We start from the raw sequence: 16,321 nt of genomic DNA, 5'->3' as shown, positions 1-16,321 counted from the left end.
CCGGGGATAGGGTTGGGGGATGACAGACGATGTGCGTGTCGCGGCGCTGCGCAGCGCGGTGGCGGAGTTGATGAAACAGGCGAAAACCGATCTGGCTCAGCTTGTTTCGTTCAAGTCGGTTGCCGATCCCCGGCAGTTCCCTCCCGAGGAGTGCGACGCTGCGGCGCAGTGGGTGGCCGACGCGTTCGCCGCGGCGGGGCTCACCACGGTCGGCCTGCACGAGACGCCGGACGGCACCAAGGCGGTGGTCGCATCGCGGCCCGCTCCCGAGGGTGCGCCGACGGTGTTGCTCTACTGTCACTACGATGTCCAGCCCCCGATGGACGAGGCCGCATGGCGCACCCCGCCGTGGGAGCTGACCGAGCGCGACGGGCGCTGGTACGGGCGCGGCAGCGCCGACTGCAAGGGCAACATCGTCATGCACCTGACGGCTCTGCGCGCGCTCGGGGCGGATCTGCCGGTGGGGGTCATCGTGGTGGCGGAAGGCTCCGAGGAACAGAGCACCGGGGGACTGGAACGGTTCGTCGAGGCCGAGCCGGAACTGCTGCGCGCGGACGCGATCGTCGTCGGCGACTGCGGTAACTTCGCCGCGGGTGTGCCGACCCTGACGCAGACGCTGCGCGGCGGAGTGAACGTGGTGGTCACGGTCGAAACCCTCGCAGGCCCCTTGCATTCCGGCATGTTCGGCGGCCCGGCTCCCGACGCGCTCGCCGCGCTGATCCACCTGCTTGCCTCGCTGCGCGACGAGCGGGGCAACACCACCATCGACGGGTTGCCGAACGATCAGATCTGGCCGGGCGTCCAGTATCCGAGCGAGCAGTTCCACGCCGACGCGCGCGTCCTGCGCGATGTCGAACTCGTCGGCGACGGCACCGTCGCCGACCTGCTCTGGGCGCGGCCGGCGCTGACGGTGCTCGGCATCGACGCGCCTCCGGTGGTCGGCTCCGCCGCCGCCATCCCCGCGATCGCGCGCGCCCGGCTGAACCTGCGCATTCCGCCGGGCACCGACCCGGATCAGGCGCACCGGGCGCTCGTCGCGCATCTCGAGGCGCACACGCCGTGGCGCGCCGAGCTGACCGTCGAGCTGGAAGGCGCCGGAGCGCCGTTCCGGTCCCCGACCGGCGGACCGGCGCGCGCCGCGATGGAAGCGGCGCTCGCCGCGTCCTACGGTCGTCCGGCGACCACCCAGGGGCAGGGCGGCTCGATCCCGCTGTGCAATGTCTTCGCCACCACCTACCCGGACGCGGAGATCATGCTGCTGGGGGTCGAGGAACCGAAAGCCCTGATCCACGCGCCCAACGAGAGCGTGGATCCGAAGGAGATCGAGCACATGGCCCTGGCCGAGGCGATCTTCCTGGCGACCTACGCCGGATAGTGCTACAGGTCGGTGTCGTTCTCCGGGTCGAGCACCCGGAATTCGGTTCCGGCGGGAGCCATTTCGGACAGCCTGCCGAAGTAGATGCCTTGCGCCTCCTCGCGGATGATGCCGTAGTGGATGGGCAGCGCGACGCGCGGAGCGACCGCGCGCAGGTAGTCGACGGCTTCGCTGACCCGCATCCACGGCGCCGCGGCGGGCGCGGCCAGCACGCCGACCGGGACCGGCGGCACCCACAGCGAGTCGCCGGGGTGCACGAGCTGCGCCGGGTCGTCGGCGGTGCCCAGCTGGAAGACGGTGTTGTCGATCACGGGGATCTCCGGATGGATCACGGCGTGCCTGCCCCCGCCGCCGGTGATCCGGAGATCGCCGAGGGTGAGCACGTTGCCCGCGTGCACCGCCTCCCACCGCTCGCCGCGCTGCTGGGCGGTCTGCGGATCCGACAGCAACCGCGCGCCGGGGTTCGCCTCGACCAGCGCCTCGATCCGGTTCGGGTCGATGTGGTCGGGATGCTGGTGGGTGACCGCGATCGCGTCCAGGCCGGTGAGGCCCTCGAAGCCGTGCGAGAACGTGCCCGGGTCGAACAGGATCTTCTTGCCGTGCAGCTCGACGAGGAGACAGGAGTGACCGAAGTGGGCTATGCGCATGCCGCCATGCTAGCCACGCCGGGTGTGTTCTCCGCGACATCGCGGGTGTCTCGGCGCACCCCGGGGATGCCGCGCTCGACCAGCACAACTACGCTGCTGAGGTAACCCCCCAACCACATGAGGAGCAACGCGTGGCACGAGTCGTGGTCGAGGTGATGCCGAAGGCCGAGATCCTGGATCCGCAGGGGCAGGCCATCGTCGGCGCACTCCCGCGCCTGGGATTCGAGGGCATCTCGGACGTGCGCCAGGGCAAGCGATTCGAACTCGACGTCGACGACAGCATCGACGACGCGGCGCTCGAGCAGATCGCCGAATCGCTGTTGTGCAACACCGTGATCGAGGAGTGGAAGGTGGTTCGCCTCTCATGAGCGCGCGCATCGGGGTGATCACCTTTCCCGGCACGCTCGACGACGTGGACGCGGCACGGGCGGTGCGCCTGGCCGGCGCCGAGGCGGTCAGCCTGTGGCATGCCGACGCCGACCTCAAGAGCGTCGACGCGGTGATCGTGCCCGGCGGCTTCTCCTACGGCGACTACCTGCGCGCGGGCGCCATCGCCCGGTTCGCGCCCGTCATGGGTGAGGTCGTGCGTGCCGCGGGCGCCGGACTGCCGGTGCTGGGCATCTGCAACGGCTTCCAGGTGCTGTGCGAGGCCGGGTTGCTGCCCGGCGCGCTGACCCGCAACGAAGGGCTGCACTTCATCTGCCGCGACGAGTGGCTGACCGTGGAGTCGGTGTCGACGGCGTGGACCTCCCGCTTCGAGCCGGGCGCTCAGATCCTCGTCCCGCTCAAGTCCGGTGAGGGGCGCTACCAGGCCTCGGAAGCCGTGCTGGACCAGCTCGAGGGTGAGGGCCGCGTGGTCTTCCGCTACGCGAGCGGCAACCCGAACGGCTCACAGCGCGGCATCGCGGGCATCGCCTCGGCGAACGGTCGCGTCGTCGGCTTGATGCCGCACCCCGAACACGCCACCGAGCCGCTGACCGGTCCCAGTGACGACGGTCTCGGCTTGTTCCTCTCGGTACTGGACTCGCTGGTAGGGGTGTAGTCCTCCAGCGTTCGCATTCGTCTTCCGCTGGTGCGGTCGACGATCTCGAAGTCGACCCGATCCGCGCGGGCGATATATCCGCGCTGGATTGCCTGGTCGCCTCGGAAATCTTGTACGCCGCAAACGGTTTCGGGACCCCGGCTGGTCGAGGGCGTCGAGTAGCTCGGCCACTTCCAGCGATCCGGCCGTCCGTCCTAGCGCGCCCGGTGTGTGGACGGCTTCGTAGGTGGCGTTGCCGAAGCTGGTGAACGCAGGGGCGAACGCGCCGTACCGCGCGCGGTAGCGGGTCATCCGGTCCCGGCCGTCGGGTGTGCGGTCGTCCGGAAAGAAGCTCGACGCTACGAAGAAGCCATGGTCGGCTACCGGGCCTACCCCAGCAGGACGTTGCAGTCGGCGGCCGGGCTCACCCGCAGTTGGCTCGCCGCGCGGACGCTGGTCGCGTACAGCCGTGGGCACCGTCCGCCCGGCCGGGTGCTCGCCGAGCATCAGCGCGCCGGGTAGCTCGTCGGTCAGGCCCTCGTAACCGGTGGCGTACAAGTAGGGCAGCCGGCCCGCGGAGGCGCTCGCCACCGCCCGCCGAACCGCGGAGGCCCCCGTCACGGCCCCGCCGAACCGCGGAGGTGCCACCCGGTGACGGCGTGCATCATGCCGGTGGACGGCAGCGCGGAGACCTCGGCCGACGTCCGCCCTCGTCGATATTCGTAGTACGAATTTCGCGCCACGGAATTCCCGCACTCCGGTTGATTTCATCGGCCGCGACGGATATCGCCGTGTCGTAGGACTGCGCGTTGATACCGCCCGGTCCCTGTCGCGGAACTATGTCGAGGACCCCGATCGTCCCCGCAGGGCTCTCGAACGACGTCGACATTCGGTACTCTTCTTCTCGTTCGAGCGAAATTCACGGCAGGCGGGAAATAATGACGTCCATTGTGAGCGGAAATTCGACGCTACATGGCGCGCTGCGTGCCGCGGAGCGCGGTTGGGTGCGGCATCTGGACGTGGCGTTGTGCGCCAGGCAGCTCTCGCCGGATCAGTGGTCGATGCTGTCGAATCTGTGCGGCGACGCGGGGATCACCATGACCGAACTGGCGGCCAGATCGCAGCTGGCGCCGTCCTCGGCCACCAGACACGCCGACTATCTGGCCGAGCGCGGCCTGATCTTCCGGCTCGCCGCCCAGGACGATCGCCGCCGCATCCTCATCGGCCTCAGCAGGCTCGGCGCCGACCTGGTCGCCGAGGTGCGCGCGGAGGAGGCGCGTGCCGAACAAGAGTTGCGCGGGCGCATCGGCGCGCGCCGATATACCGAACTCATGCGATTGCTCGACCTGGTTTCCATCGCCTCGGAGTAATACTCCGAAGTACCGACATTCATCCGATGAATGCCGCGAACGCCCGATTCGTGATCGGACGCCGGACCATTCTCGCCCTTATGTTCCGGGGCGAATCGACTCGTGCCGAGTAGTGATTCAGCGGGCCGATTTCTCGCGATTACCGCATCGGCCACGTCGTATTCGACCGGGTATTCGGCGCATCCGCCGATCGACCGGGACACACCGGTCACGGCCCGCTTGCCTAGGATCGCAGGCATGCCCGCCTCCACCACCGCAGCCACGGCCGCTGGGCTGTGCGCGTTCATCGATGCGTCTCCGTCGCCGTTCCACGTCTGCCGCACGGTCGCCGCGGAATTGGACGCTAGGGGATTCACCCGGCTCGCCGAGTCGCAGACCTGGCCGTCGAACGGCACGGGCAGGCACTACGTGGTGCGCGGTGGGTCGCTGGTGGCCTGGGCCGCGGGGGACACGGCGGGCGCGACCCCGTTCCGTGTGGTCGGGGCACACACCGACAGCCCGAACCTGCGCGTCAAGCAGCATCCTGACCTGACCTCGGCGGGCTGGCAGCTCGTGGGGCTGGAACCGTACGGCGGCGCGTGGCTGAACTCGTGGCTGGATCGCGAGCTCGGCGTCTCAGGGCGGTTGAGCGTGCGCGACGGAAACGCGTTGGGCGAGCGCCTGGTTCGCATCGATGAGCCGATCCTGCGGGTGCCGCAGCTGGCCATCCACCTGTCCGAGGACCGCAGGGGCGTCACGCTGGACCCGCAGCGGCACGTCAACGCGGTCTGGGGCGCGGGGTACGAGGCGGCATCGTTCATCGATTTCGTGGCCGATCGGGTGGAGGTCGATCCCGAGGACGTGCTCGGCTGGGAGCTGATGACCCACGACCTGACACCGAGCAGGCTGATCGGGCGGGATCAGGACTTGGTCAGCGCGCCCCGCCTGGACAACCAGGGCACCTGCTTCGCGGGCCTGCAAGCGTTCCTCGCCGCGATCGACACGCCGGGGGCGGCGATCCCGGTGCTGGCCATGTTCGACCACGAGGAGGTCGGCAGCCAGTCCGACCGCGGCGCGCAGTCGGATCTGCTGCCCACGGTGCTGGAACGCATCGTGCTCGCGCGCGGCGGCGGCCGCGCCGATTACCTTGCCGCGCTGGCCGGTTCGGTGTGCGCGTCCGGTGACATGGCGCACGCGACGCACCCGAACTATCCGGAGCGCCACGAGCCCGCGCACCGCATCGAGGTCAACGGAGGGCCGGTGCTGAAGGTCAACCAGAACCTGCGCTACGCCACCGACGCCACCGGCGCGGGAGCGTTCGCGCTGGCCTGCGCGCAGGCCGCGGTCCCGTTGCAGCGCTACGTGCATCGCGCCGACCTGCCCTGCGGCTCCACGATCGGGCCGATGACCGCGGCGCGCACCGGCATGCCGACCGTCGACGTGGGCGCGCCGCAGCTGGCGATGCATTCCGCGCGCGAGCTGATGGGCGTGTTCGACGTCCCGGCCTACGCCGCGGCGCTGGCCGCCTTCCTCACGCCGGAGGCCATCGGGCGGTAGGTGAACACCGCGACGAGGAACACCGCGAACGTGGCCAGCACGTAACTGCTTCCGATGATCTGCTGCCACCAGGCCCACTCCAGCTCGCGGTCGCGCGAGTGCGGCAGCAGCCAGTGCGGGCCGATCAGGAACAGCACGGCGCCCGCCGCGACCACGCCGATCACCCGCGGGCTGGTGCCGCGCACCATGAGGTCGGCGGCGAGCACCAGCGCGGGCGCGATCCACACCCAGTGATGCGACCAGGACACCGGCGAGACCAGCAGCACCGCCGCGGCGTTCACCAGCAGCGCCGCCGCGGTCGCGCCCGCTTCGAGCAGCCTGCGCATCCAGACCGCGGCCAGCGCCACCGCAAGCACCGACAGCGTGATCCACAGCAGAGTGGCCGCCGTGTCGTCGATGCCCAACCGGAAGGCCATGCCCTTGATGGACTGGTTACCCGCGAAGTAGGGCGGTCCGATCCGTCCGGTGTCGGCGAGGGTGTGGAACCAGTAGTCCACGGAATCATCGGGGAACAGCAGGAATCCGAGACCGACCGCCGCGATCGCGGACACCACCAGCGTGCCGGCGGCCTTCCAGTCCTTGCGCAGCACGAAGTACAGCAGGTATCCGGCCGGGATCAGTTTCACCGACACCGCGATGCCGATCAGCATGCCGCGCGGCCAGAACGGCTTGCGCGCCAGGCAGTCCAGGGTGATCGCGGCCATCAGCACCAGGTTGATCTGGCCGAAGCCGAAGGTCTGGCGGACCGGTTCGAAGAACTGCGCCACCGCGACCGCGCCGACGACCAGGGCGAGCACGGCCGGACGGGACAGGTCGGGACGCAACCGAGCCAGCACCAGCCACAGCGAGATGGCCAGGGCGGCTACGGAGGTGACGACCACCACCACCTCGGCGATCACCAGCGGCAGCAGCGCCAGCGGCGCGAAGAACAACGCGGCCAAGGGCGGATAGGTGAACGGCAGCCCGATCCCCTCGACCGGTGGCATCGGGCCGTACAGATCGCCGCCGTCCAACCAGACCCGGGCGCCATTGCGATAGACCTGCAGGTCGATGTATCCGTGCCACCAGTGCGCCAGCAGCGAGACGAGCACCGACACCGCGAACAACGCGGCAGCAGCAATCAGCCAGCGCACTTGCGGTGTCCCGGGGTTCGGCGACGCGTCACCGGGCGCGGCTCCCGATTCTCCGATCCGGGCCGGCGCGGCGTCCGAGGCGATCGATCGCTCACCCGGATTCGCGACCCCCGATCCTTCGTTCACCGGCTCAGACTAGCCGGTGCGTATGGCCCGTACCCACTGCCTCTAGACTTACACCCAGGCATCTCGCCGCCCCCCAGTGACAACGCTCGTCGCTTCACAATGCCCGGCCGAAAGGACCCTGGTACTCCGTGACTCCGCAGGTCGACACCGTCAGCGCAGCCGCAGCAAACCCCGACGTGCCGCAACCCTACAAAGAACTCGGGCTCAAAGACGACGAGTACGCCCGGATCAAGGAGATCCTCGGCCGCAGGCCGACGGACGCCGAACTGGCGATGTACTCGGTGATGTGGAGCGAACACTGCTCCTACAAGTCCTCGAAGGTGCATCTGCGCTACTTCGGCCAGACCACCACCGACCAGATGCGCGAGTCCATGCTCGCGGGCATCGGTGAGAACGCGGGCGTCGTCGACGTCGGCGACGGCTGGGCGGTCACCTTCAAGGTGGAAAGTCACAACCACCCCTCCTACGTCGAGCCGTACCAGGGTGCGGCCACCGGCGTCGGCGGCATCGTGCGCGACATCATGGCGATGGGCGCGCGCCCGATCGCGGTGATGGACCAACTGCGCTTCGGCGCCGCGGACGCGGCCGACACCCGCCGCGTGGTGGACGGCGTGGTGCGCGGTGTGGGCGGGTACGGCAACTCGCTCGGCCTGCCGAACGTCGGCGGCGAGACCGTGTTCGACGCCTCCTACCAGGGCAATCCGCTGGTGAACGCGCTGTGCGCCGGGGTGATGCGGGTCGAGGACCTGCACCTGGCCTTCGCCTCCGGCGCGGGCAACAAGATCGTGCTGTTCGGCGCGCGCACCGGCCTGGACGGCATCGGCGGCGTCTCGGTGCTGGCCTCGGACACCTTCTCCGGTGACGAGTCCGGCTCCGGCCGCAAGAAGCTGCCCTCGGTGCAGGTCGGCGACCCGTTCACCGAGAAGGTGCTCATCGAGTGCTGTCTCGAGCTGTACGCGGCGAAGCTGGTGGTCGGCATCCAGGACCTCGGCGGCGCCGGGTTGTCTTGCGCCACTTCCGAACTCGCGGCGGCCGGGGACGGCGGCATGCACATCGAGCTGGACAAGGTGCCGCTGCGCGCGACCGGCATGACGCCCGCCGAGGTGCTCTCCAGCGAGTCGCAGGAGCGCATGTGCGCGGTCGTCACCCCGGAGAACGTGGACGCGTTCATGGCCGTGTGCCGCAAGTGGGACGTGCTGGCCACGGTGATCGGCGAGGTCACCGAGGGTGACCGGCTGGTGGTCACCTGGCACGGCGATACCGTGGTGGACGTGCCGCCGCGCACCGTCGCGCACGAGGGCCCGGTCTACGAGCGCCCGCTCGCGCGGCCCGACGAGCAGGACGCGCTGATCGCCGACACCCCGGACCGGCTCGCCCGGCCGGAGACCGCCGACGAACTGCGCGCCACGCTGCTGCGGATGATCTCCAGCCCGCAGCTGTGCAGCCGCAAGTGGATCACCGAGCAATACGACCGCTACGTGCGCGGCAACACCGTGCTCGCCGACCAGGCCGACGCGGGCGTCATCCGGATCGACGAGCAGACCGGCCGCGGCATCGCGCTGGCCACCGACGCGTCCGGCCGCTACACCAAGCTGGACCCCTATGCCGGTGCGCAGCTGGCGCTGGCCGAGGCCTACCGCAACGTGGCCACCACCGGCGCGACGCCGAAGGCCGTCACCAACTGCCTGAACTTCGGTTCACCGGAGGACCCCGGCGTGATGTGGCAGTTCCAGCAGGCCGTACGCGGCTTGGCGGACGGCTGCGTGGCGCTCGGCATCCCGGTCACCGGCGGCAACGTCAGCTTCTACAACCAGACCGGCCAGACCGCGATCCTGCCGACCCCGGTGGTCGGCGTGCTCGGTGTGATCGACGACGTGCACCGCCGCATCCCGACCGGCCTCGGGCTGGAGCCGGGCGAGACGCTGATCCTGCTCGGCGAGACCCGCGACGAGTTCGGCGGGTCGATCTGGTCCCAGGTGGAGCACGAGCATCTGGGCGGCGTGCCGCCGAAGGTCGACTTCGCTCGCGAGCAGCTGCTCGCGGAGGTGCTGACCGCCGGTTCGCGCGACGGCATGATCAGCGCCGCGCACGACCTCTCCGAGGGCGGTCTCGCCCAGGCCGTCGTCGAAGCCGTGCTCGCCGGTGAAACCGGTTGCCGCATCCTGCTTCCCGAGGGCGAGGACCCGTTCGTCACGCTGTTCTCCGAGTCGGCGGGGCGCGTGCTGGTCGCCGTGCCGCGCTCGGAGGAGACCAGGTTCACCCGGATGTGCACCGCGCGCGAACTGCCGTGGGTGCGTATCGGTGTGGTCGATCAGGGTTCGGATTCGCTCGAGGTGCAGGGCCAGTTCTCGATCCCCATGGACGAGTTGCGGACCGCGCACGAGGGCACGCTGCCGAAGCTGTTCGGCGCGGGCACCGTCTGACGAAACGCCCACCTGGGCGGGCCTGAACCCCTCGTTACCGGGCCCGCCCAGGTGCGCGTACTCAGGCGACGGAGTTGAACGGATCGTGCTCGGAGAGCAGCTTCTCCATCCGCGCCTGATCGATGCGACCGTTTATGGTCGCCGCCTCGTGCTGGTCGCGGACCACCTTCGCCAGCGTGAAGGTGCTCGTGACCAGGAAGAGCATCGACATCCCCAGGAATCCGCGCTGCCAGACATCCAGCGGCAGCGCGTAGATGCCGACGCCGATGCCGACGAAGCTGATGCCGAAGGCGAGCGAGGCCTGCGCGACGTATGCGGCGCTGGCTTTCGTCCGCGTGGTCGTTGTGCTCATGGATAAGAGTTTCCGGACGGCGCGGCCCGAGCACCCCTGTACAACTACTCGAGCGCAATGGGTAGTTGCCATTCGGAAAAACCGTCCGTTCACGGGCCCCGCGGGCGGTGTGATCCGCGCCCGGTGTGCCCGCGTCACGGTGGGCGACGCGCCGGGCCGTCGGTGCCGACCGCCATACTGATCGAATGCTGGAGAGCGCCGGGACCATGCGAAAGCTGCGTACGCGCGCGGTCGCGATGACCCGGCACGCCGAGGACGTCATCGATCTCAACTACGTCGGCCTGGTCGTGGCCACCGTGTTCTTCGCGCTGTCGGTGACGCCTTCGCTGCTGCCGCGCGACTGGCTGTTCCAGGGGTTGATCAGCGGGATCAACGCCGCCATCGGCTACGGTGCCGGCTGTTTGCTGGAGTGGCTGTTCCGGCTGTGGGTGCGGCCACGGGTGAAGATCGCGCCGCCGCCGACGTGGGCGCGTTACGCGATCAAGTCCGCCGTGCTGCTCACCGCCGCGTTGAGCGCCGCGCTGATGCTGATCCAGTCGGCGCGGTGGCAGCGTGAGATCACGGCGTTGATGGGCATGGAGGGCACCACCACGCCCGCCTATCTGCGCACCGGTCTGCTCAGCCTGGCGGTCGGCGTCGCGGCCGTCTCGGCCTATCGGACGCTGCGGGAGATCATCCTGTTCCTGGCCCGCCTGCTCAATCGGTGGGTGCGGATCCCACGCGAACTCGCGCCCGCCGCCGGGTTCCTGGTGCTGGTGGTGCTGGCGGTGACGATCTTCAACGGTGTGGCCACCCAGGCGTTCTTCGCGGTGGCCAACTCGGCCTTCAGCGTGCAGAACGACCACACCTCGGTGAACGCGGTGCAGCCGCAGCAGCCGGAACGCTCGGGCAGCCCGACCTCGCTGGCGAAGTGGGAGACCCTCGGCTTCGAAGGGCGCTGGTTCGTCTCGCACGGCCCCACGGCGAGCCGCATCACCTCGGTCACCGGCCGTCCGGCCAGGGAACCCATCCGGGCCTACGTCGGCTTGGAGTCGGGCGAAGGCGACGAGGAACCGGCGGAACTGGCGGTGGCGGAATTGGAGCGAACCGGAGCATTCGACCGGAAGGCGCTCGTGGTGGTCACCACCACCGGGACCGGGTGGGTGAACTCGCTGGCCGCCGGGGCGATCGAGTACATGTACGACGGTGACACCGCGATGGTCGCCACGCAGTACTCGTACCTGCCCAGCGTGCTGTCGTTCCTGGCCGACCGCAACAAGGCGGCCGCGGCGGGCAGGGACTTGTTCGACGCGGTGTACCAGCACTGGTCCGCGCGGCCGCCGCAGGTTCGCCCCAAGCTGCTGGTGTACGGGGAGAGCCTGGGTTCGCAGGGTTCCGAGGCGGCGTTCGACGGTCTGGCCGATCTGCGGGCCAAGGTCGACGGCGCACTCTGGGTCGGCCCGCCCAATTCCAACCGGCTGTGGCAGCAGTTCGTCGCCCGCCGCGATCCGGGGTCCCGGGAGGTCCAGCCGCTGTACGCGGACGGGTTGGTCGTCCGGTTCGCCAGCGACAGCGTCGACCTGGCGCGGCCGTCGACGGAGTGGCGGCCGCCGCGCATCGCGTATCTACAGCACGCGTCCGACCCGATCGTCTGGTGGTCGCCGGACCTGATCTTCTCGCGCCCGGATTGGCTGTCCGAGCCGCGCGGCTCGGACGTCTCCTCCCAGATGCGCTGGTGGCCGTTCGTCACCTTCTGGCAGGTGGCCGCCGACCTGACCAACGCGCAGGGCGTCACCGACGGGCACGGACACCGCTACGGCAGCCTGGTGCTGGACGGCTGGGCGGCCATCGCCGCGCCGCCGGATTGGACCGCGGAGCGTTCCGAACGGATCCGGGCCGAAGTAGAGGCCGCCGAGGATTACGAGCGGACGACCAAGTGAGACGGAGGCGTCCCGCGAGAATCATTGCGGCCGTGGCATTTCCGTTGATCTGGAGCAACGTGGTGCTGCCCCGCCTCGGTCTCGGCATACGCGGGCGAACCGCGGCCAACGCCGGTTTCGCCACCGCGTACGCGGTGGCGTCGCGCGCCGAGCCGGGCCGTGGCTCGTGGCGTGGTGTGCGCTGCGGGCTGCTCGCCGCCTCGGGCGTCGTGGCCGGTTACGTCGCGGCCCTTGCCGTTCCAGCACTGCGCTGGCGACTGGGCGAACTCGCCGAACGCGGGCCGGACGTATCGACCGCGGAGTGGGTGGCCGTGCACATTCCCCTCGGGACCGTCTACAGCGAGGAACTGGTCTTTCGCGGCACGCTGGATCCCCTGCTGGACCACGCCTTCGGCCCGCGCACGGGTGCGTTGCTCGGCGCGGCGACTTTCGGGCTCTGGCACATCGCTCCCGCGCGGGCCGTGGGCGACAGCGTCCCCGCCACCGTGGCCGTCACCGCGGCGGGCGGCCTCGTGTTCGGTCGGCTGCGCCGCCGCACCGCGGGCACCGTCGCCCCGGCGCTGTTGCATCTCGCCATGAACGCGGGCGGGGCGATCGCGCCGCGCTTGGCCCGCCGCATCGACGCTTCCTCGCGCGGATCCCGGCCGGCGTCGTACGGCTTGGGGACAACTGTGGATGAATTCGGGAAGTAGGGTCGCGAAGGTGGCAGGACGAGGGACGGTCGACCCGGCGCAAACGAGGGCAGCGGTGGCGGTGGTGAGCGAGTGGTTGCGGGACGAGTCGGTCGACTCGCCGGCGCGCGCCGAACTCGCGTCGGCGGTGCGGACCACGGCGCGCTCGCTGGCGGCCTCAGCTCCGGGACATTCGGTGGAGGTGCGGGTACCGCCGTTCGTCGCGGTGCAGTGCGTCGAGGGGCCGCGGCACACCAGAGGCACCCCGCCGAACGTCGTCGAGACCGACCCGCGCACCTGGCTGCTGTTGGCCACCGGCCTGCTCGAGTTCGACGACGCCGTCGCCTCCGGCGCCGTCACCGCCTCCGGCACCCGCGCGGCCGAGATCGCGCATTGGCTCCCGATCGTCCGGGCCACCGCCTGAGGTCCGCGCCTGAGCGGTGCCGACGGGCCGGTCGAGGTGTGCTCGGAAACCGCTGATTCGCGGCGTGTTCCGGTTCACGCCTGGACGATGTTGCGGCGCTCCAGCCCCTTACGGTCGTAGAAGCGGGTGACCGCCGCGCCCAGCGCCAGCCCGATCGCCAGCCCCAGGACGGCCATCCACACCCCGCGCGTGAGTCCCGCCTCGAAATTCGCGTCGAAGTACAGGATCGACCGCACCCCGAGGAACACCTGGTGCATGGGCTCGAAGGAAGCGAGCGAGCCGAAGTATCGCGGGGTCGCCTCGATCGGCACGGTGCCGCCGGAGGACGGCAAACCGAGGATGACGAACAGGATCAGGTTCACCAGCAGGCCCGCCGAGCCGATCGCCGCCAGCATGGACAGCCCGGTGACGCCCACGGCGGTGAGGGCCAGCGCGCTGTAGAGATACAGGGCGAGCGGATTGCCGATCGGCATGTCCAGCAGCTTGCCGACGACCAGGAACACCGCGGAGACGATGCCCGCCGCCAGCACGAACACGCACCACTTGATCAGCAGCGTCCTGAACCGGGAGATCGGCGTGGAGGGGTAGTGCACGTACCAGGGGCCGTACTCGGTGGGCACGAAGCCGAGTTGCGCGTCGATCATGGTGTGGATCACCATCGCGCCGACCACACCGGCCAGCAGCAGCAACAGGGCGTAGAAGAAGGCGGTCAGCCCCTGCCCGCTACCGTGCGGCAGCGGGTGGTACTGCTGCGTGACCACCTCGATCGGCGACGCGAGCGCGACCTTGGTCGCCCCGGTCAGCTCGGGCGCGGGCGGGCCGCCGGGCGGCGGGGCGAGCTGCGCGGTGACCTGATCGAGCAGCTGCTTGCCGACCTGCTTGTTCACCTCGGTGAGCGCCTCGTCGCCGACCCGGAGCACGATCTGGGTGCCGAACGCGCCGGTGCGCGGATTCGTCTGCAACGTGATGATCGGCCGTTGGATGTCGCCCGGTATGACACTGCCCACACCCAGATTCCCGAGCCGCTTACTGAAATCGCTCGGGATGATGATCGCGCCGTAGACCTGCCCGGACTGCATCTGCCGCTCGGACTCGTTGATGCTGATCACCCGCAGGTCGACCTTGTCCGACGGCACCCCATCGGACAGCGCCTGCGTGATCTGGTCGCCGAAATTCACCTTCCGCGCGGTGCTCCCGCTGCCGATGGTGTCGCCGACGTCCTGGTTGACCAGGGCGATCGGGAAATCGTGCAGGTTCTTCTCCGGATCGACGACGTAGTCGAGGTACATGATGCCCAGCAGTGCGGTGAGCAGGCTCAGCACCGCGAGGGGGAAGAGCACCATCCGAGGCCATGGCCTGCGCGCGGGGGCCGCACCCGACTCCGTCGTGCTCGCGTCGTCCGTAGTCGTCACGGTGCGCACCGTAACAGCTGCCCGCGTCGCACCGGCCGCGCTTCGGGCACTCCGGATTGCTGCTCGGATGCGGCGGCGGTGTCGGTGCGCCACCGAGCACCCGTAGAATGAAATCTGCCCCCAGCCCGCCCGAACAGGGAGCAAACGGTGACCAACGCCGAACTGCCGGTCCAGAGCATTTCCGCCCCCTCCTGTCCCGCCCCGGACGTCAACGAGAACGAGCCACGCGAGGAGTGCGGAGTCTTCGGAGTCTGGGCGCCGAGCGAAGAAGTGGCGAAGCTCACGTATTACGGGCTTTATGCGCTGCAGCACCGCGGACAGGAGGCGGCGGGCATCGCGGTGTCGGACGGCTCGCAGATCCTGGTCTTCAAGGATCTGGGTCTGGTCAGCCAGGTGTTCGACGAGCAGACGCTGGCGGCCATGCCGGGTCACATCGCCGTCGGGCACTGCCGCTACTCCACCACGGGCGGGGTGACCTGGGAGAACGCGCAGCCTATCTTCCGCACCACCGCCGTCGGCTCCGGACTTGCCCTGGGGCACAACGGAAATCTGGTCAACACCGCCGAATTGGCCGGTCGCGCACGCGAACTCGGCCTGCTCGGCGCTTCCGTCCGGGGCGGGCGCCCGCAGCCCGCCGCGGCGACCTCCGACTCCGACGTGGTGACCGCGCTGCTCGCGCACGCCTCCGCCGACTCGAGCATCGAGCAGGCCGCGATGGAACTGCTGCCCACCTTGAAGGGCGCGTTCTGCCTGACCTTCATGGACGAGCACACCCTCTACGCCGCGCGCGACCCGCACGGCGTCCGCCCGCTGTGCCTGGGCAGGCTGGAGCGTGGCTGGGTCGTTGCCAGCGAGACGGCCGCGCTGGACATCGTCGGCGCCGCGTTCGTCCGCGAGATCGAACCCGGCGAATTGCTGGCGATCGACGCCGAAGGCGTGCGCTCGATGCGCTTCGCCAACCCCGAACCCAAGGGCTGCGTCTTCGAGTACGTGTACCTGGCCCGGCCGGACAGCGCCATCGCGGGCCGGTCGGTGCACGCCACCCGGGTGGAGATCGGCCGCCGCCTCGCGAAGGAACACCCGGTAGACGCCGATCTGGTGATCCCGGTCCCCGAATCCGGTACGCCGGCCGCCGTCGGCTACGCACAGGGGTCGGGAGTGCCCTACGGCCAGGGTCTGATGAAGAACGCCTACGTCGGGCGCACGTTCATCCAGCCCAGCCAGACCATCCGGCAGCTGGGCATCCGGCTCAAGCTCAATCCGCTGCGCGAGGTGATCCGGGGCAAGCGCCTGATCGTCGTGGACGACTCGATCGTGCGCGGCAACACCCAGCGCGCGCTCATCCGGATGCTGCGCGAGGCGGGCGCGGTGGAGATCCACGTGCGCATCGCTTCGCCGCCGGTGAAATGGCCGTGCTTCTACGGCATCGACTTCGCCTCGCGGGCGGAACTGATCGCCAACGGCGCGGGGACCGAAGGCGACGTCGCGGACATGGTCGAGGGCGTGCGCCGGTCGATCGGCGCCGACACCCTCGGCTACATCTCGCTCGACGGCATGGTCGCCGCGACCGAACAGCCGCGCTCGCGGCTGTGCTGCGCGTGCTTCGACGGCACCTATCCGATTCCGCTGCCCACCGAGGCTGCCATCGGGAAGAACGTGCTCGAGGGCATGCTCACCGGCCAGTCCGAGGCCGCGCTGCTGAGCGATAACGCGAATGCGAGCGCGCTGAGCCGTCCGTGAGCGGCCGCTGATCGCCTTGTGATCACCTGCGCCGGTGGGTCGCCCGCTCCGGGCGTCCGCCGGAATCCCTTTCGCCGCGGCGAGTGATGGTCTCGCCGAAGCGTCCGCCGGTACCGTCATGTCCTGTCGCGCAGTGTCGCGTGGCGTGCTCGAGACATGACGCGCCGCTCTA

General features: G+C 69.8%; 15 protein-coding genes and 1 pseudogene. 11 read left to right on the top strand and 5 right to left on the bottom strand.

From position 1 onward, the window contains the following. Positions 1-19: 19 nt before the first annotated feature. Positions 20-1,375 carry a M20/M25/M40 family metallo-hydrolase gene (locus ACZ6DL_RS13400; protein WP_466050938.1) on the top strand — a complete coding sequence of 452 codons (1,356 nt, stop codon included), beginning with the start codon at positions 20-22 and terminating at the stop codon, positions 1,373-1,375. A 2-nt stretch (positions 1,376-1,377) separates the two neighbouring features. On the opposite strand, the gene ACZ6DL_RS13395 is transcribed toward ACZ6DL_RS13400, so the two are convergent. Further along, a complete protein-coding gene (locus ACZ6DL_RS13395) occupies positions 1,378-2,022 on the bottom strand; it encodes an MBL fold metallo-hydrolase (protein WP_466050936.1) in 645 nt (214 codons plus the stop codon). Between the two features lie 131 nt (positions 2,023-2,153). Here ACZ6DL_RS13395 and purS point away from each other — a divergent pair, with 131 nt between their 5' ends. Both purS and purQ read left to right on the top strand, forming a co-directional pair. Continuing rightward, on the top strand, positions 2,154-2,390 hold the full coding sequence (gene purS, locus ACZ6DL_RS13390; RefSeq protein WP_040864762.1) for a phosphoribosylformylglycinamidine synthase subunit PurS: 237 nt from the start codon (positions 2,154-2,156) through the stop codon (positions 2,388-2,390). Then, positions 2,387-3,064, top strand: a complete 678-nt coding sequence (gene purQ, locus ACZ6DL_RS13385; RefSeq protein ID WP_040864722.1) for a phosphoribosylformylglycinamidine synthase subunit PurQ — start codon at positions 2,387-2,389, stop codon at positions 3,062-3,064. The genes purS and purQ overlap by 4 nt, the downstream gene beginning before the upstream one ends. Positions 3,065-3,265: 201 nt before the next feature. Here purQ and ACZ6DL_RS13380 read toward each other — a convergent pair. Then, positions 3,266-3,454 (bottom strand): annotated as a pseudogene (locus ACZ6DL_RS13380) (hypothetical protein); the annotation flags it as partial. Between ACZ6DL_RS13380 and ACZ6DL_RS13375 the strand changes: the two are divergent. The 3 genes from ACZ6DL_RS13375 to ACZ6DL_RS13365 all read left to right on the top strand — a co-directional run bounded on the left by ACZ6DL_RS13375 (position 3,416) and on the right by ACZ6DL_RS13365 (position 5,949). Continuing rightward, positions 3,416-3,565: a hypothetical protein gene (locus tag ACZ6DL_RS13375; RefSeq protein WP_466051325.1), complete on the top strand. Its 150-nt coding sequence runs from the start codon at positions 3,416-3,418 to the stop codon at positions 3,563-3,565. The pseudogene ACZ6DL_RS13380 and the gene ACZ6DL_RS13375 sit on opposite strands and share 39 nt — an antisense overlap. 416 nt (positions 3,566-3,981) lie before the next feature. Beyond that, entirely contained in the window at positions 3,982-4,413 is a 432-nt protein-coding gene (locus ACZ6DL_RS13370; protein ID WP_040864723.1) for a MarR family winged helix-turn-helix transcriptional regulator, read from the top strand. Between the two features lie 237 nt (positions 4,414-4,650). Beyond that, positions 4,651-5,949 (top strand): M18 family aminopeptidase, encoded by a 1,299-nt coding sequence (locus ACZ6DL_RS13365; protein ID WP_466050933.1) that lies wholly within the window; start codon positions 4,651-4,653, stop codon positions 5,947-5,949. Here ACZ6DL_RS13365 and ACZ6DL_RS13360 read toward each other — a convergent pair. Next, positions 5,898-7,208, bottom strand: a complete 1,311-nt coding sequence (locus ACZ6DL_RS13360) for a glycosyltransferase 87 family protein (RefSeq protein ID WP_466050931.1) — start codon at positions 7,206-7,208, stop codon at positions 5,898-5,900. The two genes, ACZ6DL_RS13365 and ACZ6DL_RS13360, sit on opposite strands and share 52 nt — an antisense overlap. 128 nt (positions 7,209-7,336) lie before the next feature. Here ACZ6DL_RS13360 and purL point away from each other — a divergent pair, with 128 nt between their 5' ends. Further along, the gene (gene purL, locus ACZ6DL_RS13355; protein ID WP_466050929.1) at positions 7,337-9,631 is read left to right on the top strand and encodes a phosphoribosylformylglycinamidine synthase subunit PurL; all 2,295 of its coding nucleotides are present in this window, start codon (positions 7,337-7,339) and stop codon (positions 9,629-9,631) included. 61 nt (positions 9,632-9,692) lie between these two features. On the opposite strand, the gene ACZ6DL_RS13350 is transcribed toward purL, so the two are convergent. Next, positions 9,693-9,983 carry a YiaA/YiaB family inner membrane protein gene (locus ACZ6DL_RS13350; RefSeq protein WP_466050927.1) on the bottom strand — a complete coding sequence of 97 codons (291 nt, stop codon included), beginning with the start codon at positions 9,981-9,983 and terminating at the stop codon, positions 9,693-9,695. A 185-nt stretch (positions 9,984-10,168) separates the two neighbouring features. Between ACZ6DL_RS13350 and ACZ6DL_RS13345 the strand changes: the two genes are divergently transcribed. From ACZ6DL_RS13345 to ACZ6DL_RS13335, 3 genes are read left to right on the top strand one after another with little or no spacing between them, the layout of a single operon-like run. Next, positions 10,169-11,902: an alpha/beta hydrolase gene (locus tag ACZ6DL_RS13345; RefSeq protein ID WP_466050925.1), complete on the top strand. Its 1,734-nt coding sequence runs from the start codon at positions 10,169-10,171 to the stop codon at positions 11,900-11,902. 32 nt (positions 11,903-11,934) lie between these two features. Next, complete coding sequence (locus ACZ6DL_RS13340; RefSeq protein ID WP_466050923.1) at positions 11,935-12,594, top strand: lysostaphin resistance A-like protein; 660 nt, start codon at positions 11,935-11,937, stop codon at positions 12,592-12,594. 10 nt (positions 12,595-12,604) lie between these two features. Beyond that, on the top strand, positions 12,605-12,997 hold the full coding sequence (locus ACZ6DL_RS13335; RefSeq protein ID WP_466050921.1) for a sterol carrier family protein: 393 nt from the start codon (positions 12,605-12,607) through the stop codon (positions 12,995-12,997). A gap of 74 nt (positions 12,998-13,071) precedes the next feature. On the opposite strand, the gene ACZ6DL_RS13330 is transcribed toward ACZ6DL_RS13335, so the two are convergent. Then, entirely contained in the window at positions 13,072-14,340 is a 1,269-nt protein-coding gene (locus tag ACZ6DL_RS13330) for an ABC transporter permease (RefSeq protein ID WP_466051304.1), read from the bottom strand. A 216-nt stretch (positions 14,341-14,556) separates the two neighbouring features. Between ACZ6DL_RS13330 and purF the strand changes: the two genes are divergently transcribed. Then, entirely contained in the window at positions 14,557-16,149 is a 1,593-nt protein-coding gene (gene purF, locus ACZ6DL_RS13325) for an amidophosphoribosyltransferase (protein WP_466050919.1), read from the top strand. Positions 16,150-16,321 lie beyond the last annotated feature (172 nt).

The organism is Nocardia sp. NPDC041819 (assembly GCF_055590505.1).
This window is presented reverse-complemented; position numbering and strand designations above follow the sequence as displayed.

Bases quoted from the DNA above. Each gene is read 5' to 3' on its own strand.
- ACZ6DL_RS13400 (WP_466050938.1), top strand. From the start codon at position 20: ATGACAGACGATGTGCGTGTCGCGGCGCTGCGCAGCGCGGTGGCGGAG.
- ACZ6DL_RS13395 (WP_466050936.1), bottom strand. From the start codon at position 2,022: ATGCGCATAGCCCACTTCGGTCACTCCTGTCTCCTCGTCGAGCTGCAC.
- purQ (WP_040864722.1), top strand. From the start codon at position 2,387: ATGAGCGCGCGCATCGGGGTGATCACCTTTCCCGGCACGCTCGACGAC.
- ACZ6DL_RS13375 (WP_466051325.1), top strand. From the start codon at position 3,416: ATGGTCGGCTACCGGGCCTACCCCAGCAGGACGTTGCAGTCGGCGGCC.
- ACZ6DL_RS13370 (WP_040864723.1), top strand. From the start codon at position 3,982: ATGACGTCCATTGTGAGCGGAAATTCGACGCTACATGGCGCGCTGCGT.
- ACZ6DL_RS13365 (WP_466050933.1), top strand. From the start codon at position 4,651: ATGCCCGCCTCCACCACCGCAGCCACGGCCGCTGGGCTGTGCGCGTTC.
- ACZ6DL_RS13350 (WP_466050927.1), bottom strand. From the start codon at position 9,983: ATGAGCACAACGACCACGCGGACGAAAGCCAGCGCCGCATACGTCGCG.
- ACZ6DL_RS13345 (WP_466050925.1), top strand. From the start codon at position 10,169: ATGCTGGAGAGCGCCGGGACCATGCGAAAGCTGCGTACGCGCGCGGTC.
- ACZ6DL_RS13330 (WP_466051304.1), bottom strand. From the start codon at position 14,340: ATGGTGCTCTTCCCCCTCGCGGTGCTGAGCCTGCTCACCGCACTGCTG.